Origin of the sequence: Micromonospora sp. NPDC049497, from assembly GCF_044465805.1 — a bacterium.
Taxonomy (GTDB): domain Bacteria; phylum Actinomycetota; class Actinomycetes; order Mycobacteriales; family Micromonosporaceae; genus Micromonospora.
Genome location: NZ_JBITMC010000006.1, coordinates 171,404 through 193,658 on the forward strand (window position 1 = coordinate 171,404; position 22,255 = coordinate 193,658).

Genomic DNA, 22,255 nt, shown 5'->3' on the forward strand with positions numbered 1-22,255 from the left:
GGCAGGCCGGAGCCTCGTCGTGTGAACGGACAGGGTCGGTCCGGCCTCGCCGGTCAGGCGTCCGCGAGGCCGGTCAGTTCGCCGTCGAGCAGGCGGGTGAGCCGGTCGTGCCGCTCCGGGTTCCGCTGCCGGGTGATGCCGCGGCTCGGCATCTCCACGGTCATCAGCAGGTAGAGGTGCATCCGGTAGAGCGCCAGTCGCCGGCGGGCACCGCCGCCGAGGACCAGCGGCACACCGGCGGCGTTCGCGTAGCCGCGCAGGAAGGGGTGCGCCGGCTCGTCCTCGACGCGCCGGAACAGCAACGGGGAGACCAGGTCCAGCAGCGGGTCGCCGTACAGCCAGCGCTCGCCGTCGACCAGTCCGCACAGGCGGTACGCGCCGGTGGCGTCGGGCGCGGCGAGGACGTTGCCGTCCCACCCGTCGAAGTGCAGCAGGGCGGGCCGGTGGACCTGGTCCAGCGCGTCGCCGTGCCGGTCGACCAGCGCGCGGATGCGCGACGCGGGCGCCGGCAGCGGAACCTCCCAGTCGGCCGCGTCGGCGAGCAGGTCGTCCACCATGGCACCGAAGGCGTCGCGCCAGGTGTCACCGCGCGCCCGGCCGCCCCCGCCGCCTCCGAACCCGAGGCCGTCCCCGCCGGGCCCGGAACCCGCGTGGTCGTCCGGCGGATCGGAATAGCCGTAGTGCTCGCCGGTGATCCGGTGCAGAGCCGCGAGGGCGCGGCCGACGTCGTGGCGGGCGCGGGTCAGGTCCGCTCCGGTCACGGACAGGTCGGCGAGGGAGCGGCCGGGCAGTCGACCGGTGAACAGCCACTCGCCGAGATCGGCATCTGTTCCGTGGTGCAGCACGGGTGGGACCGGGACCGCGGGCACGTCGGCGGACACCAGCCGGAAGTAGCGTGCCTCGGCCTCGGTGAGGCCCTGCTCGTAGCGCAGCAGCCGTACGTGGGGCGCGGGGGCGACCTTGAGCACCATGTCGCGGCCGTCGTCGAGCCGTACCCACCAGACCGCGGCGAAGCCGCCTCCGTCCAACGGTTCGCACCCGACGACAGCCGGACGGAGCCCGAACGAGGCGCGGACGTACCGCCCGACGACGGCGGGGGAGAGGTGGCGTCGGGTCGGGCTGGGCCGGCCATCAGAGCGCGGTGACTGAGGCCGGGACGGCGTCGCGGATCATCCGGCCGAGACTACGGAGGTGGACGGTTCGCTACCACCCCGTCGGTGGCCGGACGCGCTCAGCCGAGGCGTACTCCCGTCGTCTGCTGCGTCGGCCGCGCCGGCGCATCGGCGACCGGCGTGACCGGGCGCGCGGGCACGATCGGCGCGTCGCGGCCCGTGCCGCGGTGGCCGTCGCCGTCGTGTTTCGCCGTCTCCTCGTGGTAGTCCTGCTCGACGTTGACCGACCAGACGTCGTGGGCGGTGCCCAGTGCGATGTTCTCCGCGGTCAGCATGGCGGTCAGCATCGAGTGGTCCTGGTTGTTGTAGCGGTGCATGCCGTTGCGCCCGACCGGGTGCACGTTGGGAACCTCGCGGGCCAGCCACTCCCGGATCACGTCCACGTTGCGCTGGTAGCGCTCGTCGTAGACCGGGTAGGCCTTGGGCATCCGGACCACGTAACCGGCCTCGACGACCCCGGGCCGGACCAGCCCGAGCCGCTCCAGTTCCACGGTGGCGGCGGCGACGAGGTCCGCGTCCGGCGTACGCCAGGTCTCGTCGTCCTCGAAGACGAAGTACTCCAGACCCAGGCAGGTACGACCGTCCTTGACCAGGTGCGGTGACCAGGACCCGAAGTTCTGGATCCGGCCGACCTTGACGTTGGGGTCGTGGACGTAGATCCAGTTGTCCGGGAAGGAGAACTCCGCCGGCACGACCAGCGCGACGGTGAGGAAGTCCCGGTAGCGCAGGTCCTCGGCGGCGGCCCGGACCTCCGGCGGGGCGGCCGGGCGCAGCGCCGCCACCAGCTCGGAGATCGGCATGGACGAGATGACATGCTCGGCGGGCTCGGTACGCCGCCCGCCCTCGCCGTCCACGGAGACCGCGACCGCGCGGCGGTGTTCCGGGTCCCGGTGCACGGCGGTGACCCAGGTGCCGGTCTCGACCCGGCCCCCACGGCGGCGCACCTCGTCCGCGCAGCGCTCCCACATCATCCCCGGCCCGAGCTTCGGATACTGGAACTCCTCGATCAGGCTGGTCACGTCCTTGCGGTTGCGCCGGGGCAGCAGCGCGTTGCGGACGGCCTTGGACAGCGACAGGTTCTTGATCCGTTGCGCCGCCCAGTCGGCCTGCAACCGGTCGGCCGGCATGCCCCAGACCTTCTCGGTGTAGGTCTTGAAGAACATCGAGTACAACCGCCAGCCGAAACGGGCCGACACCCAGCCCTCGAAGTGCGACTGGTCCCGCGGTGGGCGCAGGCGGGCCCGGGCGTACGAGGCCATGCAGAGCGTCGCCTCCCGGATGCCGAGGTTGCGCAGGGCGTTCGACGCGCTGAGCGGGTAGTCGTAGAGGGCTCCCCGGTAGTAGATGCGGCTCATCCTCGGTCGGAGCAAAAAGTCCTCGTCGGGCAGGACCTCGTGCCAGAAGTCCTCGACCCGCGACACCTTCGTGAAGAACCGGTGCCCGCCGATGTCGAACCGCCACCCGTCGCGTTCCACGGTGCGGCTGATGCCGCCGACCACCTGGTCGGACTCGAACACCCGCACCGGGGCGCCGTGCCGAAGCAGTTCGTACGCCGCCGTCAGCCCGGCCGGCCCCGCACCGATCACCACGGTGCCTTGTTCGTCAGCCATGTTCGCCCGCTCCCTGCTCCCGGTGTGAGGCGGCGCGCTTACCCGACATCGGCGCGGTCTCACCCCCACCCCGGGTTTCTTCCGGTCGGCCGACGTGTCGCGCGACGCGAAACGGGGATGTGGCACCGCCGGAGCGGACGGAACGGAGACGCCGTGGGGGACGGGCAGCCGCGCACTGCGGCGGGGCCGCGGGGACGGGTCGGCGCGCGCGTCGTCGCGGCGCGCGGCGCGGTGGGCCGGACCGTCGCCCGGGTGCCGGCGCCGTGGCCGTACGTCGTGGCGGTCTTCCTCGGCACCAAGATCGTGCTGAGCCTCGTCGGTGTGCTCGCGTGGAGCGCGTTCGACGAGGTGCCGTGGGCGCCGCCGCCGCACGAGGCGATGATGCGCCAGCAGCAGCGGGACGTCTCGGAGCACCGGTGGCTGTCGCTCTGGTTCGCCTGGGACTCGTTCCTCTACGACCACCTGGTGCAACGGCCGTTGGACGAGCCCTGGCGGGACTTCGCGTTCCCGCTGCTCTACCCGTTCCTGGCGAAACCGCTGGCCCCGCTGCTGGGCGGGCGGACCGCGCTGGCGCTGCTGCTGGTCGCCAACGTCGCGTTCCTGCTGATGCTCTACTACGCGCACCGGCTGGCCGAGCGGCTGCTCGGCGACGACGCCGGCGCCCGCCGGTTCGTCCGCTACCTGGTGCTGCTGCCGGCCGCGTTCCTGTTCCAGGCGGCGCTGACCGAGTCGCTGTTCCTCTGCCTCGCCCTGGCCGCCTTCCACTACGCCGAGGACCGCCGCTGGCTGCTCGCCGGCATCGTCGGGTACTTCCTCGGGCTGAGCCGCTCGGTGGGCTTCGTCGTCGTCGTCCCGTTGGCCCTGGTGCTGCTGCGGCAGCACGGTTACCGGTGGCGACCGCGGGACCTGGGACGGTACGTGCGCGTCGGCTGGCCGCTGGTGCTCGTACCGGCCGGCTGGCTGACGTTCATGGCGTTCTGCCGCTGGCAGGGCGGGGACTGGTTCGCCTACAAGCACGCCCAGGAGAAGGGCTGGGGCATCTCCGTGCAGAACCCGCTCGGGGTGCTCTGGCACGGCCTGACCGGGACGGCGCCCCGGGACGCCCTGCGGGTGTGGATCGCCGTCGTGGTCCTGGCCGTCCTGGTCGCGGGCGCCCGCCGCCTGGGGCTGCCCTACCTGGTGTACGGGGTGCTGATGGTGCTGGTGCCGTTGTCCATGGGACCACCGGTGTACAAGAGCCTGCTGCGCTACCTGCTGGCGGTCTTCCCGGTCGCCCTGGTGCTGGCCCGGTGGGCCCGGCACGCCGGTGTCGACGTGTGGCTCACCGCCGCGCTCGCCCTGCTCCAGGGGGCGCTGTTCGTCATCTGGCTGGCGTACTGGACGCACTTCATCATCTGAGCCGGGTCGGCGACACCCGGGCCGGTCGGCGTCACCGGACCGGGTCCGCAGTGCGGACGCGTCGGCCCGACCCCGCCCGGCTCGTCGGCCGTGCCGGCGTCGCGTCCGTGTCCGCGTCCGAGGCCGGGGGCGGGCCGGCGCTGTCCCGGCGGACGACCTCGGCGGCGAGCACCTCGGTCCGGGGTGCCCCGGCGCCCGGGTCCAGGGCCAGCGCCATCGCCCGTGCGCCCATCTCCACCAGGGGCAGCCGGACGGTGGTCAGCGCCGGAGTCACGTCCCGGGCGATCGGCATGTCGTCGAAGCCGGTGACCGAGACCTGCTGCGGTACCGCCACCGACCGGGAGCGCAGCAGCGCGAGCGCGCCGATGGCCATGGAGTCGTTCAGGGCGACCACGGCGGTCAGGCCGGGTTCGGCGTCGAGCAGGGCCGCGGTGGCGGCGGCGCCGCCGTCCCGGTCGAACTCGGCGTACCGGATGCGGTGCTCGGGCAGGCTGCGACCGTGTTCGGCGAGTGCGGCCCGCAGCCCCGCGAGCCGGTCGGTCGTCGTGGTGAGGACGGCCGGTCCGGAGACCACGCCGATCTCGGAGTGCCCCAGCGCGCACAGTTCGGTGCCGATCAGCCAGCCACCGGTGCGGTTGTCGGGCATGACGGCGTCGCCGGAGTGTTCGTGCCGGCCGATCACCGCCACCCGCCCGCCGGTCGCCTCGTACGCGGTCAGCTTCTCGTTGAGCAGCTTCGTGAACGTGTCGTCGTGGTAGCCCGAGCCGGCCATGATGATCGCGGCCACCTGGTGACCGCGCAGCAGCTCGACGTACTCCAGCTCCCGCTCCGGGTCCCGGTAGCTGTTGCAGATCATCAGCAGCCGCCCCTGGTCGGTGGCGACCCGTTGCAGGCCCCGCGTGATCTCGGCGAAGTACGGGTCGGAGACGTCGTGCACGATCACGCCCACCGCCGTACGGTGCGAGCGGGCGAGGAGCTGGGCGTGGGCGTTCGGCACGTACTGGAGTTCGGCGACGGCGCGCAGCACCCGCTCGCGCAGGTCCTCGGTCACCGGCTTGCTGCTGCCGTTGATCACGCGGGACGCGGTGGCGGGCGAGACGCCCGCTCGTCGCGCCACGTCGGACAGGGTCGCCATGGCCGCCCCCTCACTCACTGTTGACGGCATTTCACCGTGCGGGCTAGCGTCACCGTACCGCAAAGAAAGCCCTTTCCCGCAGGGAGGCCCCCGCATGTCCGACCGCCACGCCATCGTCCAGCTCGATGAACTGCCCACCAAGCGCTGCTCCTGTGGCACCACCCGTCGCGGCTTCATCGACGAGAGCGGCGGGCAGGCCAGCGTCCACCTGCTCCAGATCCAGGACGCGGTCACCCACTACCACAGGGTCGCCACCGAGTACTACATCGTGCTGGAGGGCGAGGGGGAGGTCGAGCTGGACGGCGTCCGCTACCCGGCCCGGCCGATGTCCGCCTTCCTCATCAAGCCCGGCTGCCGGCACCGGGCGATCGGGAACCTGAAGGTGCTGCTGGTGGCGCTGCCCGCGGCCGACGACACCGACGAGTACTTCGATGCCTGACGCGCCGGCCCCGCTGCCGGGCGGGGTCGGGCTGTCCCGTCTCTGCGTCTACGACACCGTGGGCCCGGACGGCCTCGTCGGCGGGACACCGCACGTGCACCTCTGCTGCACCGAGGCGTACGTGGTGACCGGCGGTTCCGGCGCCGTGCAGACGCTGACCGTGGAGGGTTTCCGCGAGACACCACTGCGGCCCGGCGCGGTCGTGTGGTTCACCCCGGGCACCGTGCACCGCCTGGTCAACGACGGCGACCTGCGCCTGGTCGTACTCATGCAGAACAGCGGGCTGCCCGAGGCCGGCGACGCGGTGCTCACGCTGCCGCCGGAGTACCTCGCGGATCCCACCGCCTACGCCGCGGCGACGGCCCTGCCGGGCGGGGGAGCGCCGGGCGGCGACGTGGGCGTCGCGCACCGCCGACGCGACCTGGCGGTGGCCGGCTTCGCGGCGCTGCGGGCCGGCGGTCGGCCGGCCCTGGAGCGGTTCTACGCGGCGGCGGTGGCGCTGCGCCGTCCGCTGGTGGAGCAGTGGCGCCACCGCTGGCGGGCCGGCGCGGCGGCGGCCGCCGCGCGCACCGGGCACCAGCTCGACGCGCTCGACCGGGGCGACGCCGCGCACCTTCAGGGCGCCCGGGTGTACGCGGCGGGGGAGCCGGCCGAGCGGGGCCGTCTCGGCATGTGCGGCCTGCTGGACACCTACCCGGCCGGCGGCTGACCGGCCCGGCCGAGGGCGCTTCGCAAACAGATCCGGGAAAGCCCTTGCCTGAGGGAAAACCGCGCCCTACGCTCCCAGGAAAGCGTTTGCCTGACTCGCCGACCCGGCCCGGTCCCACGGGACATTCCGGGCTCGAAGGAGGATCCGCGTGACCGAGAACGCTCTGGACACCGGGGGCCGCCGGCCCGTCGCGGCGGCCGGAACACCCGGCGACCGGGTCGGTGAGCCGGACCCGGCCGACCACACCACCACCCCGGCCGCGACCGGGGCACCGGCCGGGCGCCCGCCCGGTCCCGGCCTCGGCCGGCGGCTCGCCACCCTCGCCGACGCCCTGTGGCGTCCCGCCCTCGTGCTGGCGGCGGTCTTCGCCGCCTGGTGGTTCGTCGCCGCCCGCGAGTACGTGCCGAACTACCTCGTCCCCACCCCCGGTCAGGTGTGGACGACGATGACCGAGCAGTGGTCCGAACTGGCCCGGCACACCCTGGTCACCCTCTACGAGACGGTCCTCGGCTTCGTCCTCGCCGCCGCGCTGGGCCTGGCCACCGCCGTCGCCATCGCCTACTCCCGCACCCTGGACAAGGCGCTCTACCCGATCGTCCTCTTCGCACAGGTCATTCCGAAGATCGCCATCGCGCCGCTGCTGGTGGTGTGGTTCGGGCTCGGTCTGGCACCGAAGGTCATCCTGGCCGTGCTCATCGCGTTCTTCCCGGTGGTGATCTCCGGGGTGGCCGGCCTGCGCTCCACCGACCCGGAGCTGCTCGACCTGGCGTCCACCATGGGTGCCGGTCCGTGGCGCACGTTTCGCAAGATCCGGTTCCCCAACGCCCTGCCGCACCTGATGGCCGGCCTCAAGGTCGCCGTCACCCTCGCCGTGGTCGGCGCCGTGGTCGGCGAGTTCGTCGGCGCCAGCGAAGGGCTCGGCTACGTCCTGCTGCTGGCCAACGGCAACCTCGACTCGGCGCTGCTCTTCGCCGACCTGATCCTCATGTCCGCCATCGGCATCGTCCTGTTCGTCCTCGTCGAGATCGCCGAGGCGCTGCTCATCCCGTGGCACGCCAGCCGCCGCACCGGCGTGCCGCTCACCACCTCCTGACCACCCGCAGATCCGCGCACCCTCCCGAGTTCCTCACCAGCACGGAGGCACCGATGAAGCGCACCGCCACCGCCCTGCTCCTGTCCACCGCCCTGCTGTTCGCCGCCACCGGCTGCGGCGGCGACGACTCCGCCGACGCCGGCGGGGCCGGCGGGAACAAGAGCGTCACCCTGACCCTCAACTGGGTTCCCTACGGCGAGCACGCACCCTTCTACTACGGCCTGAAGAAGGGCTTCTACGCCGCCGAGGGCATCGACCTGAAGATCCAGCCCGGCAACGGCTCCGGCAACACCATCAAGCAGGTCGCCCAGAAGCAGACCGAGTTCGGCTGGGCGGACAGCCCGGCGCTGCTGAAGTCCGTCGCCACCGGCATGCCGGTCCGCAGCCTGGGCTCGTACCTGGAGAAGGGCCCCGCCTCGGTGGAGTTCTTCGCCGACAAGAACATCAAGACCCCCGCCGACCTCAAGGGCAAGACCGTCGGCGGCACCCCCGGCGACGCCCTCTACGCCACCTTCCCGGCCTGGCTGGAGAAGAACGGCCTGAAGCAGAGCGACGTCAAGGTGGTCAACGTCGACGCGGCCGGCAAGATCGCCGCGCTGGCCGAGGGCAAGGTCGACGCCATCATGGGCTTCTTCCACGACCAGGCACCGACCATCGAGAACAAGACCGGCAAGAAGGTCGACGTGCTGCTCTTCGCCGACTACGGGATGAACCTGCTCGGCACCGGCCTGGTGGCCAACACGGAGACCCTCGAGAAGGACCCGGAACTGGCCCGCAAGTTCGTCCGGGCGACCCAGAAGTCGTGGACCGAGGCCGCGAAGGACGCCCCCGGCGCGGTCTCCGCGATGAGCGAGCTGGCCGAGAACGAGCCGCCCGCCGAGGTGCTCACCAAGCAGCTCGCCCTCGCCCTGCCGCTGATCGGCACCGACGCCGCCCCCGGCGTCAACACCGACGCCCAGTGGAGCGAGACCGTCGACCTGATGGCCCGCTACGCGGAGCTGAAGAACCCGGGCGCGCCAACCGCGTACTGGGACGCCTCCTACGCGGCCCAGGGATGACCCGGTGACCGCCAGCGCGCCGGTACGGACCGGCACCGCCATCGACATCTCCGGGGTGAGCGTCCGGTTCACCTCGAAGCGGTCGCAGACCACCGCCCTGGACGACGTCTCGCTGCACATCACCCCGGGTGAGTTCGTCACCATCGTCGGCCCGTCCGGCTGCGGCAAGTCGACGCTGCTGAAGATCGTGGCCGGACTGGTCCGGCCCACCAGCGGCGACGTGTCGCTGATGGGCCGGCCGGTCGCCGGACCGCAGAAGGACATCGGCTTCGTCTTCCAGCGGGCCGCCCTGCTGGAGTGGCGCGGAGCGCGGGCCAACATCCTGCTCCAGGCGGAGATGCGGGGCATGGACCGCCGCGCCGCCGCCGAGCGCGCCGACGCCCTGATCGAGATGACCGGGCTGCGGGGCTTCGAGAAGGCCCTGCCGCACGAGCTGTCCGGCGGCATGCAGCAGCGGGTGGCCCTGTGCCGCGCGCTGCTGCACGCCCCGCCGGTCCTGCTCATGGACGAGCCGTTCGGCGCCCTCGACGCCCTCACCCGGGAGCAGATGAACGCCGAACTGAACCGGATCTGGCGGGAGACCGGCACCACCGTGGTGCTGGTGACCCACTCGATCGCCGAGGCGGTCTTCCTCGGGACCCGGGTGGTGCTGATGAGCCCGCGACCCGGGCGCATCCTGCGCACCTTCGACGTCGACCTGCCCGCGCACCGCGACTACGCCCAGATCATGTCGGACTCCCGCTTCGACCGCCTCGCCACCGACCTGCGCGGGTTGCTCGGCAGCGTTGCCGCGAACCACTGAGCAGGCCACCCGTACGACGGAAGGATCACCATGACCCGCAGGTCGATCGGCATCATCGTCAACGGCGTCACCGGCCGGATGGGCTACCGCCAGCACCTGGTGCGCTCCCTACTGGCCATCCGTGAACAGGGCGGCGTGCCCCTGGCCGACGGGACGACCCTCTGGCCGCACCCGGTCCTGGTCGGGCGGAACGCCACCAAGCTCCGGGAGATCGCCGAGCGGCACGGCCTGGACGACTGGACCACCGACCTGACCGGTGCCCTCGCCCGCGAGGACGTCGAGATCTACTTCGACGCCCAGGTCACCCAGCAGCGGGAGAAGGCGATCCGGGCCGCGCTGGAGGCCGGCAAGCACGTCTACACCGAGAAGCCCCTCGCCGAGGAGACCGGCGGCGCGCTGGACCTGGCCCGTGCGGCCCGCGCCGCCGGCGTCCGGACCGGCGTGGTCCAGGACAAGCTCTTCCTGCCCGGGCTGCGCAAGCTGAAGCGCCTCATCGACGGGGGCTTCTTCGGCCGGATCCTGTCGGTGCGCGGCGAGTTCGGCTACTGGGTGTTCGAGGGGGACTGGCAACCCGCCCAGCGTCCCTCCTGGAACTACCGTTCCGAGGACGGCGGCGGCATCGTCGTCGACATGTTCCCGCACTGGCAGTACGTGCTGGAGGAGCTGTTCGGGCGGGTGCGGTCGGTCTCCTGCGTCACCGCCACGCACGTCCCCGAACGCGTCGACGAGGCCGGCCGTACCTACCGCGCGACCGCCGACGACGCCGCGTACGGCATCTTCGAACTCGACGGCGGGGCGGTCGCCCAGCTCAACTCGTCGTGGTGCGTACGGGTGCACCGCGACGAGCTGGTCGAGTTCCAGGTCGACGGCACCGAGGGCAGCGCGGTGGCCGGCCTGCGCACCTGCCGGACGCAGCACCGGGCGGTCACCCCGAAGCCGGTGTGGAACCCCGACCTGCCGGTCACCGAGGACTTCCGGGCGCAGTGGACCGAGGTGCCGGACAACGACGACTTCGACAACGGCTTCAAGGTGCAGTGGGAGGCGTTCCTGCGGCACGTGGCCGTCGGGGAGCCGTTCCGCTGGGACTTCCTGGCCGGCGCGCGCGGCGTCCAGTTGGCCGAGCTGGGGCTGCGGTCGGCCCGCGAGGGTCGCCGGCTCGAGGTGCCGGAGCTGGAGCTGTGAACCCGGTGGAGGTGCGGCTTCCCGGCGGGGTCCGGCACCGGCTGCGCGGCGGGGACGGCCACCCGCGTCCCGCCGGGCCGCCGGCCGGCCGGATCGCGTACGCCGCCGCGCACGTCGTCGCCGACCCCGGCGCCGAGAACGTGCCGGGCGCCCCGGCCGTGCTCGACTGGGAGCGCACCCTTGCCTTCCGGCGGCACCTCTGGTCGTACGGCCTGGGGGTCGCCGAGGCGATGGACACCGCGCAGCGTGGCATGGGCCTGGACCACCCGACCACCCGGGAGCTGATCCGGCGCAGCGCCGCCGAGGCCCGCGCGGTGGGCGGGCGGATCGTGGCCGGTGTCGCCACCGACCAGCTTCCGGCGGGTCCGGCCACCCTGGCCGACGTGACCCGGGCCTACCGTGAGCAGCTCGACGAGGTGCAGGAGGCCGGCGCCCGCCCGGTGCTGATGTGCAGCCGGCACCTCGCCGCCGCGGCCCAGGGCCCCGAGGACTACCTGCGGGTGTACGACGAGCTGCTCACCGCCGCCGACGGGCCGGTCGTGCTGCACTGGCTCGGGTCGATGTTCGACCCGGCGCTGGCCGGCTACTGGGGCGCGAGCGATCTCGACCTGGCCGCCGACACGGTCGTCGAGCTGGTCAAGGCGCACGAGTCGCGGGTGGACGGCATCAAGGTGTCGCTGCTCGACGCCGCCCGGGAGGTCGCGCTGCGTCGCCGGCTCCCCGCGGGCGTACGCCTCTACACCGGCGACGACTTCCACTACCCGGAGCTGATCCGGGGCGACGAGGTGGGCCACTCCGACGCCCTGCTCGGCGTGTTCGCGGCGATCGCGCCGGCCGCCGCCGCCGCGTTGGCCGCGCTGGACCGCGACGACCTGCGGGCGTACGACGCGATCTTCGCGCCCACCGTGCCGCTGGCCCGGCACCTGTTCGCGACGCCCACCTGGTTCTACAAGACGGGCATCGTCTTCCTGGCCTGGCTGGCCGGTCACCAGGACCACTTCACCATGGTCGGGGGCCTCCAGTCCGGGCGCTCGCCGGCGCACCTGGCGACCCTGCTCACCCTCGCCGACGCCGCCGGCCTGCTGCCCGACGCCGAGCTGGCCGCCGCCCGCGCGCGGGCGTTCTTCGCAGTCGCCGGAGTCGACCAGTGAGCGCGAGGAGTGAGCCGGGTCTGCGAGCCCCGCAGTCGGGAACGGATGGTGGGCCAGTGAGCGCGCTGGGACGGTTCTCCTTCAACCAGGCCACGGCCAAGCACTGGCCGCTGGAGGACGTGGTCGCCGGGTGCGTCGACGCCGGGGTGCCCGGGATCGGCCTGTGGCGGGAGCCGGTGGCCGAGTACGGGTTGGGCCGCGCCGCGAAGCTGGTGCGCGACGCCGGGCTGGCCGTGACCTCGCTGTGCCGGGGCGGGTTCTTCACCGCCGACGGCTGGCGGGACGAGAACCTGCGGGCGATCGAGGAGGCCGCCACCCTCGGTACGGGCGTGCTGGTGCTGGTCTCCGGCGGCCTGCCACCGGGCAGCCGGGACGTCGACGGCGCCCGGAAGCGGGTCGCCGACGCGATCGCCGAGCTGGCCCCGCACGCCGCGGCGGCCGGGGTGACCCTGGCCATCGAGCCGCTGCACCCGATGTTCTGCGCCGACCGGTGCGTCGTCGCCACGCTGGGCCAGGCGCTCGACATCGCCGAGGCGTTCGACCCGGGTGTGGTGGGCGTCGTCGTCGACGCGTACCACGTGTGGTGGGACGACACCGTGTACGCGCAGATCGCCCGCGCGGGCGCGCGGATCGCCGCGTTCCAGGTGTGCGACTGGGTGACCCCGCTGCCCGGGGGCGTGCTGCTCGGCCGTGCGCTGCCCGGCGACGGCTGCATCGAGCTGCGCCGCCTGCGTGCGGCCGTCGACGCGGCCGGCTACACCGGACCGGTCGAGGTGGAGGTCTTCTCCGCCGAGGTGTGGGCACGGCCCGGACGAGAGGTCCTCGACGCCTCCGTCGCGGGCTACCTGCGCCACGTTGCCTGAGCCGCCCTCCGGCGCCGCGCGGGCGGGGCGTGCCCCGACGGCCGGTCCGGGGCGGCGGTGGCCGGCGGCGGTCGGTGCCTGGCTCGGCATCGGTACCGCGCCGGCCGCGCTGGTGCTGGGAGCGGCGATGGCCGCCCGGCACGGCGGCGCGGTGCCGGTGGTCGGCCTGCTGGTCGGGGCGGCCGTCATGGCGGCCCTGCTCTGGTGGCAGGGCCGAATCGGGCTGCGCCCACCGTTGGGCGACGGCCGACCGCTGACCGGGGTGCTGCCGTCGTACGTCGGGCCGGTCGCCCGCACCCTGCTCGCGGCGGTGCTGGCCGTGTCGATGATCGGGTGGAACGGCTTCAACGTCGGTCTCGGCGGCGCGTCGCTGGCGGCGGTCGGGCACCTGCCCGGCTGGGCGGGACCGGTGCTGCTGGAGGCGCTGGTCCTCGCCGTGTCGCTGACCCCCGCCCGGTTCGGCAACCGGGTCGCCGTGGTCACCACCCTCAGCGCGGTGACGCTCGTCGGGTGGTGCCTGGTGGCGCTCCCGCCGCCGGCCACCCCGGTCCGCGTCGACACCGGCGGGTTCGCCGACGCCGCCGCGCTGGTGGGGTACGTGGCCGTGTTCGCCGTCCGCGCACCGGACTTCAGCGTCGGGCTGGCCCGCCGGCGGGACCTCGCCTGGTGTCTCGGGCTGCTCGTCGTACCGACGCTGCTCGGGGTGGTGGCCGGGGCGGGACTGTGGCTGCGTACCGGCTCGGCCGACGTCGTGGCCGTCCTCGCCGCCGCCGGTGGCGCGGCCGGGTGGGGCAACCTCCTGGTCGCGGTCGGCGTGTTCGCCGCCGCGCTGACCACGACGTACTCCGGCGCCCTGGCGATACGCGGCCTCGCGCCCCGGATGCCGCCCGCCGCCGCGACGGCCGCGGTCGCCCTGCTCGGCGGGCTGCTCGCGGTGGCCCGGTTCGACCGGTCGCTGCTGTCCTGGCTGACCCTGCTGGCCGCCGCCCTTCCCGTGCTCGTCGTGCCGATGGCGGCCGAGGCGGCGGCGCGCCGCCGGGGCCGTGCGCCGCGCCGGGTGCCCGTGTGGTGCTGGGTGCCCCCGGGGGTCGTCGCGGTGGTCGCCACGGCCGCCGGCGTGACGCTCGCGCCGCTGCTCGGCCTGGCCCTGGCGGTGCTGCTCACCCTGATCCGGCACACGTACCGGGACCTCCGGGGCTTCCTTGAGAAGGTGTTTCCGGCATGGTGTCGTATCGGGGCGCAGCCGTTCGTGGAACTGGTGTGCGGCGGCCGGTCGGGCCGCTGGACACGAGGAGTCCGAGAAGGGCCCTCGCCCGGGACGAAAGGAGACGACCATGACGGAGTACCTGATCGCCTTCAACGATGAGTGGGTGCGCGAACACACGGCGGAGGAGATTCGTGAGAAGGGCAGGGCCGGCCGCGCGGTGATCGAGGAGATGCGGGCCGAGGGGGTCCTGATCTTCAGCAACGGCGGGCTCGACCGGTCCACCGTGGTGTGCAGTGTCGAGTCGGTCGACGGCAAGCCGGTCTTCACCGACGGCCCGTACGTCGAGACCAAGGAGCACCTCGGCGGCTTCGCCGTCGTGGACGTGCCCGACGACGCGGCGGCGCGATACTGGGCCGGCCGGCTCGCGACCGTGCTCGACTGGCCGCAGGAGGTGCACCGGTTCCGGGGTCCCGGGGAGGCCCGGCGTAACGGCTCCGGGGAGAGGTGAGCGCGGTGCCCCGATACCTGCTGTCGGTCTACGGACCGGCCGAGCACACCGAGTTCGGCCCCTACCCCTCCCAGGAGGCCATGCTGCAGTCGTTCGCCGACACCGGCGCCTTCAACGAGAGACTCCGCAGAGACGGTCACCTGGTCTTCGCCGACGGACTGGAGCCCGCGACGACCGCCACCACCGTCGACGGGCAGGGCGACAAGCCGGCGTTCACCGACGGGCCCTACCTGGAGACGAAGGAGCACCTCGGCGGCTTCTGGGTCATCGAGGCGGCCGACCTCGACGTGGCCCTGGCGCTCGCCGCCGAGGGTTCGAAGGCGTGCCGCGGCACGGTCGAGGTGCGTCCCTTCCGAACCGAGGGATCCGTCCGAGCGCTGCTGGCGCCGTGACCGGTCCCACCGTCGAGCAGGCGATCACCCGTGGCCACCACGAGGAGTGGGCGCGGGTGGTCGCCGCTCTCGCGCGCCGTTTCGGCGACCTCGACGTCGCCGAGGAGGCGACGGCCGAGGCGTTCGTGACGGCTGCGGAGCGATGGCCGCACGACGGCGTACCGCCCAATCCCGGCGGTTGGCTCGCCACCACCGCGACCCGCAAGGCGATCGACCGGCTCCGTCGCGAGTCGCAGCGCGACGCCAAACACCATGAGGCCCTGATCGTGTACGACGACACCCCTGCCGAGGCGACCGGCCCGGTCGAGGACGACCGGCTCAGGCTGGTCTTCACCTGCTGCCACCCGGCGCTCGCGTTGGAGGCCCGGGTGGCGCTCACGCTGCGCCTGCTCGGCGGCCTCACCGTCCCCGAGATCGCCCGTGCCTTCCTGGTGCAGGAAACCACGATGGCGCGACGGATCACCCGCGCCAAGGCGAAGATCAAGGCGGCGCACATCCCGTACCGGGTGCCCTCGGCCGACGACATCCGCGAGCGGCTCGCCGGCGTCCTCGCGGTCGTCTACCTCGTCTTCAACGAGGGCTATCTCGCCAGCGAGGGGGACGACCCGCTGCGCGTCGACCTCACCGACGAGGCGATCCGCCTCGGCCGCCTGCTCCGAACCCTCCTCCCGGACGACGGCGAGGTGGCCGGTCTGCTTGCCCTGCTGCTCCTCACCGACGCCCGCCGGCCTGCGCGGGTGTCCCGCACCGGGGAGCTGGTGACCCTCGCCGAGCAGGACCGGGGCGCTTGGGACCCCACCCTCCTCGCCGAGGGCAACGCACTGCTTCGCGAGCGGATCGAGGCGGTGGCCGCCGGCGGCGACCCACCCGGGCGCTACCAACTCCAGGCCGCGATCAACGCGGTCCACACGGATGCCCCCTCCACCCGGGACACCGACTGGTCCACCGTCGTCGCCCTCTACGGCCGCCTGGTGCAGCTCGACCCCTCGCCGATCGTGCGGCTCAACCGGGCGGTCGCGGTTGCCGAGGTCGACGGCCCCGGGGTCGGGCTTGCCGAGATCGATCGGCTCGCCGAGGTCCTCGACGGCTACCACGCCTTCCACGCCGCGCGCGCCGACCTGCTGCGGCGACTCGGGCGCGGCGGCGAGTCGCGGGCGGCGTACGACCGGGCCATCGGTCTCGCCGGCAACCCCGCGGAGCGGGCCTACCTCACCCGCCGCCGCGACCAGCTCGGCAGCTGACCGACCGACGTCCGACGAGTCGCAACGATGGGTTGCGCGTTGCGCCCGGACTGGACTAGGGTCATCCGCAACCGAAAGTTGCGGAAGGTGATGGCCATGGAGTACGGCTCGATCGAGCGCGAGATCCGGATCGGCGCGGCGCCGGAGATCGTCTTCGACGTGGTGAGCAATCCGGAGCACGTCCGGCAGTGGTGGCCCGACGAGGCGAGTTTCGAGTCCGTCCCGGGTGGGGTCGGCGAGATCGCCTTCGTGTCCGACGAGGGGGAGAAGTTCCCGGTGGCCATCCAGGTGGTCGACGCGATCCCGTACCGGCTCTTCTCGTTCCGCTGGACCCAACCGTTGGGGGAGCCGGCCCGGACCGACAACTCCTTCCTCGTGACGTTCGCGCTCGAGGCGGACGGCGACGGCACGCTCCTGCGCATGACCGAGACCGGCTTCCGGGAGCGGGGCTGGGAGATCGCGGTTCTCGAGGAGACCTACCGCGACCACGAGAAGGGCTGGGACCACCACCTGGCGCGGCTGGCACCGTACGTCGGGACCTGCCTGACGGACCGGCGATGACCATGGGGCAGGGCCGGACGCCGGAGGACGGACACCGGTCCGGCGACGGCGGAGTCGACGACACGTTGTGGACGGCGGTGGGCGACCCTACCCGGCGGCGGATGCTCGACCTGCTGCTCGCCCAGGGTGGCGGGACCGCGACCAATCTGAGCGCGCAACTCCCGGTGACCCGCCAGGCGGTGGCCAAACACCTCATGGTGCTCGACCGGGCCGGCCTGGTGCACGGCGTCACGGCCGGGCGGGAGAAGCAGTACCGGATCGATTCCCTTCAGTTGGCCCGGGCCGTGTCCCAGCTTGCCCACGTCGGCGCCACCTGGGACCGGAGGCTGCGGCGGATCAGGGATCTCGCCGAGGCGATCGAGGAGAAGGCCCGCGAACAGGCGCCGGGCCCGAGCGACACATAGGAGAGGGGTGGACGGATGGTGGACATTCTGCACCGCGTCGGGGTGAAGGGGTCGACGACCGGCAAGGTCTACGAGGCGATCACCACGCTGGAGGGCCTGTCCGGATGGTGGACCGAGAAGACGACGGGGGACACCGGCGTCGGCGGGGTCATCCAGTTCCGGTTCGCCCCGGGTGGGTTCGACATGAAGGTCGTCGCGCTGGATCCGGACCGTTCGGTGCGCTGGGAGGTCGTCGAGGGCCCGGACGAGTGGATCGGCACCCACATCCAGTGGGACCTGCACCAGGACGGTGACTACGCGATCGTCCTGTTCAGGCACGAGGGCTGGCGTGAGCCGGTCGAGTTCATGAGCCACTGCAGCACCAAGTGGGCGGTCTACCTCATGAGTCTCAAGCAGTTGGTGGAGACCGGCATCGGAACGCCGGATCCGCGCGACGTGCAGATCAGCAACTGGCACTAGGCCCGCAAAGGACAGTCATGGACAGCCAGAGCTACGCCACCTCATTCGCGGTCGACCAGAGCCCCGACGAGGTCTACGCGGCCATCACCGATGTCGCCCGCTGGTGGACCGGGGAGGTGGGCGGTCCGGCCAGCCGGATCGGCGACGAGTTCACGTACGCCTACCCCGACGTCCACTACTCGCGACAGCGGGTGACGGAACTCGTACCGGGGGAACGGGTGGTGTGGCGCGTGATCGACTCGAAGCTCACCTTCGCCAGCGACCCCGGCGAGTGGACCGGCACGGACATCACCTTCGACATCGCGGAACAGGGCGACCGGACCGTGGTCCGATTCGCCCACGAAGGGCTCGTGCCCCGGTTCGAGTGCTTCGACAACTGCTCCAGCGCCTGGAGCTTCTACATCAACGGGAGCCTGCGCCGCCTCATCACGACCGGCGAGGGACCGACCCCGCCGCCCTGGGCGTGACCGACCCACCGCCCAGCTGAGTGTGACGGCCGCTCTCATCGGCCACGTTCGGGCGCGGGAGTGGGAGATCTCGGCGCGCCACGGGCGCGACCTGCGGCCGATGCGCTCGGCCGGGTCGCTGTCGCTATCGTGCAGCGCATGGCCGTTCCCGGTTGGCTCGACGACACCCGGACCTCCTACGACACGGTGGCGGTCAGCTACGCCGACCTGCTGCGCGACGCTCTCGCCGAGGAGCCCTTCCAGCGCGGCATCCTTGCGCTCTTCGCCGAACTGGTGCGGGCCCAGGGCAACGGGGCGGTCGCCGACGTGGGCTGCGGTCCGGGCCGGCTCACCGCGCACCTGCACGGCCTCGGCCTGGACGCGTTCGGTGTCGACCTGTCGCCCGCGATGATCGGGGTGGCCCGGCGGGACCACCCCGGCCTGCGTTTCGAGGTGGGCTCCATGACGCACCTCGATCTGGTCGACGGCGGTCTGACCGGCCTGCTCGCCTGGTTCTCCCTGATCCACGTCCCCGACGACGAGGTGCCCGCAGTGCTCGCGGAGTTCCACCGGGTGCTGCGGCCCGGCGGCGTCGTGCTGCTCGGGTTCCACGCCGGCGACGGCAGTCGACTGAAGACGGAGGGCTACGGCGGCCACCCGATGCACGTCCACGTGCACCGCCGTCCGCCGGACCGGGTCGCGGCCTGGCTGGACGCCGCCGGCTTCACCGTCGAGGCCGAGATGACGCACCGGCCGGCCCCGAACGCCGAGGGCGGGTTCGTCTTCGCCCACCGCTGATCATCGCCATGGCGGGCAGGTGTGGCGAGCCGGGGCCGGAAGCACTACGGCGGTGCCACGCCGGGCAGCGCGTGCCAGCACACCCGGGCGGGCGGGGACCAGGGTCCCCGCCCGCCCGGGTGGTGCCCTCGGTCAGCTGACGGTGACCGTCAGGTTGGCCGAGCGGGATTCACCGGTGCTGTAGGTGACGGTCACCCGGGCGGTGAAGGTCCCCTTGCGGGTGTACGAGTGGCTGGTCGAGCTGAGCGTGGTCCCGTGGACGACGGCGCTGTTGTCGCCGAAGTCCCACGCGTAGTCGGTGATGGTCTGTCCCGACCCGGCGGTGGCCGTGGCGCTCAGGTTCACCGACAGCGGTGCGGTCCCCGTGGTGGGGGTGGCCGACGCCGACAGCGTCCCGCTCGGCTCCTGCTTGACGCCGGCGCCGTTGAAGCGCAGCCAGTCGAGGGCCATCAGGTCCGGTGTGCCACTGGTGGGCTGGGCCGCGTTGACGAACTTCACGTAGAGCGTGAAGGTGCCGGTCGGCTTGTTGGTCAGCGTGACCGTGGGGGAGACCACGCTGTCGTAGCTGCCCGTCGGGCTGATGGTGGCCTTGCCGAGCAACGTGCCGGTGGGCGAGCCGACCCGGAACTCGACGTCACCGCCGGTGCCGGCGGAGGACGCGCCGACCGTCACCGAGCCGATGTTGCGCAGGTTCACCGGCCCGTACGCCACCCACTCGTTGTGGTCGATGTCGCCGACCCGCTTGCCGGCCCGGGCGGTGGCCCGGTCGAACACCGTCACCCCGGAGGAGGAGCTGAGGTGCTCGGCCTCCTTGCTCTTCGGCTGCAACTGTGACCGCGTGGACCCGATCAGTGCCGGGGCGCCGCCGGAGCCGCCGCCGTCGGTGTACTGGGCGGTCACCACCGTGTAGAGGTTCTGCCCCGGACCGTGCCCGTCACCGGCGTCGGCCTCGGTGGCCAGCACCCCCGAGCAGCCGGTGTAGATGTCCAGCGGGTGGGCGTGCGCGTCGTGTCCGAGCTGGGTCTGCACGACCACCTTGGAGCAGTCGATGGTGGTGTCCTCGGCGTCGGTGACCGTCACCGTGTACGGGATCTTGTCGCCGAAGTCGAAGAACCCGCCGTCGGGGATGCTGATGGTGACGGTGGGCCGGGTGTTGCCGACGACGACGTCGGTCACCGCCGTGGCGGTCAGCCCGTTGCCGCTGTTGCGGACCGTCAGCCTCGCGGTGTACTTCCCCGGCGTGCTGTAGGTGAAGCTCGGGTTGGCCGCCGTGGAGTCGGTCGTGCCGTTGTTGGTGAAGTCCCAGGCGTAGCTGAGCGACGAGCCGTCCCCGGCGGCCGACCCGGCCGAGGAGAAGGTCACCGCGAGCGGCGCCGGGCCACTGTCCGTGTTCGCCGCGATCTTCGCCGTCGGCGGGCGGCCGTTGGCGACGTAGTCGATGCGGTAGATGCCGGCGCCGTTGTTGCTGCCGCCCCGGCCGCTGCCGGTGCCCTCACCGAAGTCGATGACGTAGAGCGAGCCGTCCGGCCCGAACTCGGCCTCGAAGGGCTGGATCCAGGACATGGTCCCGAGGACCCCGTTGATGGACTGGAGGTCGCCGACATTCGTGGCGCCGAAGCGGGCGTCGGTGAAGGTCTGCGCGGTCTTGTGGACCGACAGCGTCTTGAACCACTTGCGGGTGAGTTCGTAGACGAACCACTTGCCCTCGTAGTACTCGGGGAACTTGGTGGCCCGGGTGTTGGCCGGGTTGTAGTCGTAGACCGGGCCGCTCATCGGGCCGCCACCGCCGGTGCCCACCTCCGGGAACTGGGTGGAGGCGGAGTACGCGTACCAGACCAGCGCCGACTTCGACGCCGGCAGGTTGGTCAGGCCGGTGTTGTTGGGGGAGTTGTTGACCGGCGCCGCGCAGTTGAACTTCGCCCCGGAGGTGCTGGTGGCGAAGTCGTAGTCGTTGAACGGGATGTTGTTGCCGACGCAGTACGGCCAGCCGTAGTTGCCGGCGGCGGTGATCCGGTTGAACTCGACCGTCCCCTCCGGACCCCGGTTGGGGTCGGCGGCGCGGGCGTCCGGTCCGTAGTCGGCGACCAGCACCGCGCTGGTCAGCGGGTCGACGGTGATCCGGAACGGGTTGCGCATGCCCATCGCGTAGATCTCCGGTCGGGTCTTGGCCGTGCCGACCGGGAACAGGTTGCCGGTGGGGATGGTGTAGGTGCCGTCGGCCTGCGGGGTGATCCGGAGGATCTTGCCGCGCAGGTCGTTGGTGTTGCCGGCGGTGGCCTGCGCGTCCCAGGCGGCCCGGCCGGGGCGTTCGTCGATCGGGGTGTAGCCGCTGGAGGCGAACGGGTCGGTGTTGTCCCCGATCGCCGCGTACAGCCGGCCGGACGGGTCCATGGTCAGCGAGCCGCCCATGTGCGAGTTCGCCCGGCCCTCGCCCCGGAAGGTCGGAATCGTCAGCAGGCGTTTCTCCGACGCCATCGCCACCGCGTTGTTCGCCACCGTGAAGCGGGAGAGGTTGAGCTGCTTGAGGGTCTTGTCCGACCAGAGCAGGTAGATCCAACCGTTGGTGGCGAAGTTGCGGTCCAGCGTCATGCCGATCAGCCCGTCGGACTGGTCGGTCATGGCGGAGGTGTAGGCGAAGTCGAGCAGCGTGGTGGTCTGGAGCGTGTCCTGGTTGACCACCTTCAGAGCGCCGGTGCGCTGGATGAAGTAGACCTTCCGGTCCGGCGCGACGGCCAGCTCGAACGGGTCGGCGAGGTTCTCGGTGACCAGGCCGACGCGCTCGAAGTTGCTGGTCTCGGTGGCACCGCAGTCACCGGCGGCCGCGCCGGCCGCCCACTCGATGCCGTACCGCAGGTGCTCCAGGAACGCCGGCTCGCTGAACGAGGAGTTGGAGTGCCCGCCGGCCGTGTACCAGGACCGGCCGCCGTCGTAGCGGTGACACCAGGAGTACGCGTGGTCGACGCCCTCGTCCAGGCCGCTGATGCCGTCGCGGACCTTGATCTGGGCGAGGGTGTGCACGTTGCCGGTGGGGTTGGTCTTCCAGTTGTACCACTCCTCGCTGCGCTCCCAGAGCTCCGGCAGGTTCTTCGTGGAGGGGTGCGCCCGGTCCAGGACCTTGATCCGCCCGGGGTACACGCCGCCGGTCGAGCCGAAGTTCGGGTGATAGTCGAAGATGGTGCCGACCAGGCCCTCGTACCAGGGCCAGTCGCGTTCGCTGGCCGAGGCCGCGTGCAGGCCGACCCAGCCGCCGCCGTCCCGGATGAACTTCTGGAACGCGGCCCGCTGGCTGGCGTTGAGCAGGTCGCCCGAGGTGGGCAGGGAGTTGGTGTTGTTGAAGACCAGGGCGTCGAATCCCGCGAGGTTGGCGTCGGTGAAGGCGCCCGCGTCGTCGGTGACGACCACCTCGAAGTTGTGGGCCGTACCGAGCTGCTGGATCGCGGTCTTCCCGGCCGGGATGGACGAGTGGTAGAAGTTCGTGACCTTGGAGAAGACCAGGACGCGGAAGCGGGGCGCGGCCTGGGCGGGCAGGGACGTGGTGGCCAGGACGGTGACCACGGAGAGCAGGGCGAGGCAGAACGCGCGGAGGTGGCGTCGGGTCATGTGGCGCTCCCTGTCGATGGAGTCGAT

General features: G+C 72.4%; 22 protein-coding genes. 18 read left to right on the forward strand and 4 right to left on the reverse strand.

All coding sequences use genetic code 11. From position 1 onward, the window contains the following. Window positions 1–53 precede the first annotated feature (53 nt). Together ACIBR0_RS11735 and ACIBR0_RS11740 are read right to left on the reverse strand one after the other, a co-directional pair. Window positions 54–1,028 (reverse strand): phosphotransferase family protein, encoded by a 975-nt coding sequence (locus tag ACIBR0_RS11735; protein ID WP_396714645.1) that lies wholly within the window; start codon window positions 1,026–1,028, stop codon window positions 54–56. 203 nt (window positions 1,029–1,231) lie between these two features. Continuing rightward, window positions 1,232–2,782 carry an NAD(P)/FAD-dependent oxidoreductase gene (locus tag ACIBR0_RS11740; protein ID WP_396714647.1) on the reverse strand — a complete coding sequence of 517 codons (1,551 nt, stop codon included), beginning with the start codon at window positions 2,780–2,782 and terminating at the stop codon, window positions 1,232–1,234. Window positions 2,783–2,935: 153 nt separating this feature from the next. Between ACIBR0_RS11740 and ACIBR0_RS11745 the strand changes: the two genes are divergently transcribed. Beyond that, window positions 2,936–4,180 (forward strand): hypothetical protein, encoded by a 1,245-nt coding sequence (locus ACIBR0_RS11745; RefSeq protein WP_396714649.1) that lies wholly within the window; start codon window positions 2,936–2,938, stop codon window positions 4,178–4,180. Window positions 4,181–4,211: 31 nt separating this feature from the next. Here the strand turns inward: ACIBR0_RS11745 and ACIBR0_RS11750 are convergent, their stop codons facing one another. Then, window positions 4,212–5,315: a LacI family DNA-binding transcriptional regulator gene (locus ACIBR0_RS11750; protein ID WP_396714651.1), complete on the reverse strand. Its 1,104-nt coding sequence runs from the start codon at window positions 5,313–5,315 to the stop codon at window positions 4,212–4,214. Between the two features lie 94 nt (window positions 5,316–5,409). Here ACIBR0_RS11750 and ACIBR0_RS11755 point away from each other — a divergent pair, with 94 nt between their 5' ends. The 17 genes from ACIBR0_RS11755 (at window position 5,410) to ACIBR0_RS11835 (ending at window position 18,628) form a co-directional block, all read left to right on the forward strand. Then, the gene (locus ACIBR0_RS11755; RefSeq protein WP_396714652.1) at window positions 5,410–5,754 is read left to right on the forward strand and encodes a cupin domain-containing protein; all 345 of its coding nucleotides are present in this window, start codon (window positions 5,410–5,412) and stop codon (window positions 5,752–5,754) included. Further along, entirely contained in the window at window positions 5,747–6,463 is a 717-nt protein-coding gene (locus tag ACIBR0_RS11760; protein ID WP_396714654.1) for a cupin domain-containing protein, read from the forward strand. The genes ACIBR0_RS11755 and ACIBR0_RS11760 overlap by 8 nt, the downstream gene beginning before the upstream one ends. A gap of 148 nt (window positions 6,464–6,611) precedes the next feature. After that, window positions 6,612–7,556, forward strand: a complete 945-nt coding sequence (locus ACIBR0_RS11765; RefSeq protein WP_396714656.1) for an ABC transporter permease — start codon at window positions 6,612–6,614, stop codon at window positions 7,554–7,556. A gap of 53 nt (window positions 7,557–7,609) precedes the next feature. Further along, entirely contained in the window at window positions 7,610–8,614 is a 1,005-nt protein-coding gene (locus tag ACIBR0_RS11770) for an ABC transporter substrate-binding protein (RefSeq protein ID WP_396714658.1), read from the forward strand. 4 nt (window positions 8,615–8,618) lie between these two features. Further along, entirely contained in the window at window positions 8,619–9,416 is a 798-nt protein-coding gene (locus ACIBR0_RS11775; RefSeq protein WP_396714660.1) for an ABC transporter ATP-binding protein, read from the forward strand. Window positions 9,417–9,446: 30 nt separating this feature from the next. Continuing rightward, window positions 9,447–10,598, forward strand: coding sequence for a Gfo/Idh/MocA family oxidoreductase (locus ACIBR0_RS11780; protein WP_357039068.1), 1,152 nt, complete (start codon window positions 9,447–9,449; stop codon window positions 10,596–10,598). A gap of 5 nt (window positions 10,599–10,603) precedes the next feature. Next, window positions 10,604–11,749, forward strand: coding sequence for a dihydrodipicolinate synthase family protein (locus ACIBR0_RS11785; RefSeq protein WP_396714909.1), 1,146 nt, complete (start codon window positions 10,604–10,606; stop codon window positions 11,747–11,749). A gap of 65 nt (window positions 11,750–11,814) precedes the next feature. Continuing rightward, window positions 11,815–12,612 (forward strand): sugar phosphate isomerase/epimerase family protein, encoded by a 798-nt coding sequence (locus ACIBR0_RS11790; protein WP_396714911.1) that lies wholly within the window; start codon window positions 11,815–11,817, stop codon window positions 12,610–12,612. Then, window positions 12,605–13,978 (forward strand): hypothetical protein, encoded by a 1,374-nt coding sequence (locus tag ACIBR0_RS11795; protein WP_396714662.1) that lies wholly within the window; start codon window positions 12,605–12,607, stop codon window positions 13,976–13,978. Before ACIBR0_RS11790 ends, ACIBR0_RS11795 begins: the two co-directional genes overlap by 8 nt. Next, window positions 13,947–14,327 (forward strand): YciI family protein, encoded by a 381-nt coding sequence (locus tag ACIBR0_RS11800; RefSeq protein WP_396714664.1) that lies wholly within the window; start codon window positions 13,947–13,949, stop codon window positions 14,325–14,327. Before ACIBR0_RS11795 ends, ACIBR0_RS11800 begins: the two co-directional genes overlap by 32 nt. After that, complete coding sequence (locus ACIBR0_RS11805) at window positions 14,324–14,719, forward strand: YciI family protein (RefSeq protein WP_396714666.1); 396 nt, start codon at window positions 14,324–14,326, stop codon at window positions 14,717–14,719. The genes ACIBR0_RS11800 and ACIBR0_RS11805 overlap by 4 nt, the downstream gene beginning before the upstream one ends. Continuing rightward, window positions 14,716–15,960: an RNA polymerase sigma factor gene (locus ACIBR0_RS11810; protein ID WP_396714668.1), complete on the forward strand. Its 1,245-nt coding sequence runs from the start codon at window positions 14,716–14,718 to the stop codon at window positions 15,958–15,960. The genes ACIBR0_RS11805 and ACIBR0_RS11810 overlap by 4 nt, the downstream gene beginning before the upstream one ends. Window positions 15,961–16,056: 96 nt before the next feature. After that, window positions 16,057–16,521 carry an SRPBCC family protein gene (locus ACIBR0_RS11815; RefSeq protein ID WP_396714670.1) on the forward strand — a complete coding sequence of 155 codons (465 nt, stop codon included), beginning with the start codon at window positions 16,057–16,059 and terminating at the stop codon, window positions 16,519–16,521. Further along, a complete protein-coding gene (locus tag ACIBR0_RS11820; protein ID WP_396714672.1) occupies window positions 16,518–16,925 on the forward strand; it encodes an ArsR/SmtB family transcription factor in 408 nt (135 codons plus the stop codon). The genes ACIBR0_RS11815 and ACIBR0_RS11820 overlap by 4 nt, the downstream gene beginning before the upstream one ends. Window positions 16,926–16,940: 15 nt before the next feature. Next, window positions 16,941–17,384 carry an SRPBCC domain-containing protein gene (locus ACIBR0_RS11825; protein WP_396714674.1) on the forward strand — a complete coding sequence of 148 codons (444 nt, stop codon included), beginning with the start codon at window positions 16,941–16,943 and terminating at the stop codon, window positions 17,382–17,384. A gap of 17 nt (window positions 17,385–17,401) precedes the next feature. After that, window positions 17,402–17,851 (forward strand): SRPBCC domain-containing protein, encoded by a 450-nt coding sequence (locus tag ACIBR0_RS11830; RefSeq protein WP_396714675.1) that lies wholly within the window; start codon window positions 17,402–17,404, stop codon window positions 17,849–17,851. 138 nt (window positions 17,852–17,989) lie between these two features. Beyond that, window positions 17,990–18,628, forward strand: coding sequence for a class I SAM-dependent DNA methyltransferase (locus ACIBR0_RS11835; protein WP_396714677.1), 639 nt, complete (start codon window positions 17,990–17,992; stop codon window positions 18,626–18,628). 132 nt (window positions 18,629–18,760) lie between these two features. Here the strand turns inward: ACIBR0_RS11835 and ACIBR0_RS11840 are convergent, their stop codons facing one another. Then, window positions 18,761–22,228, reverse strand: coding sequence for a ThuA domain-containing protein (locus ACIBR0_RS11840; RefSeq protein ID WP_396714679.1), 3,468 nt, complete (start codon window positions 22,226–22,228; stop codon window positions 18,761–18,763). Window positions 22,229–22,255 lie beyond the last annotated feature (27 nt).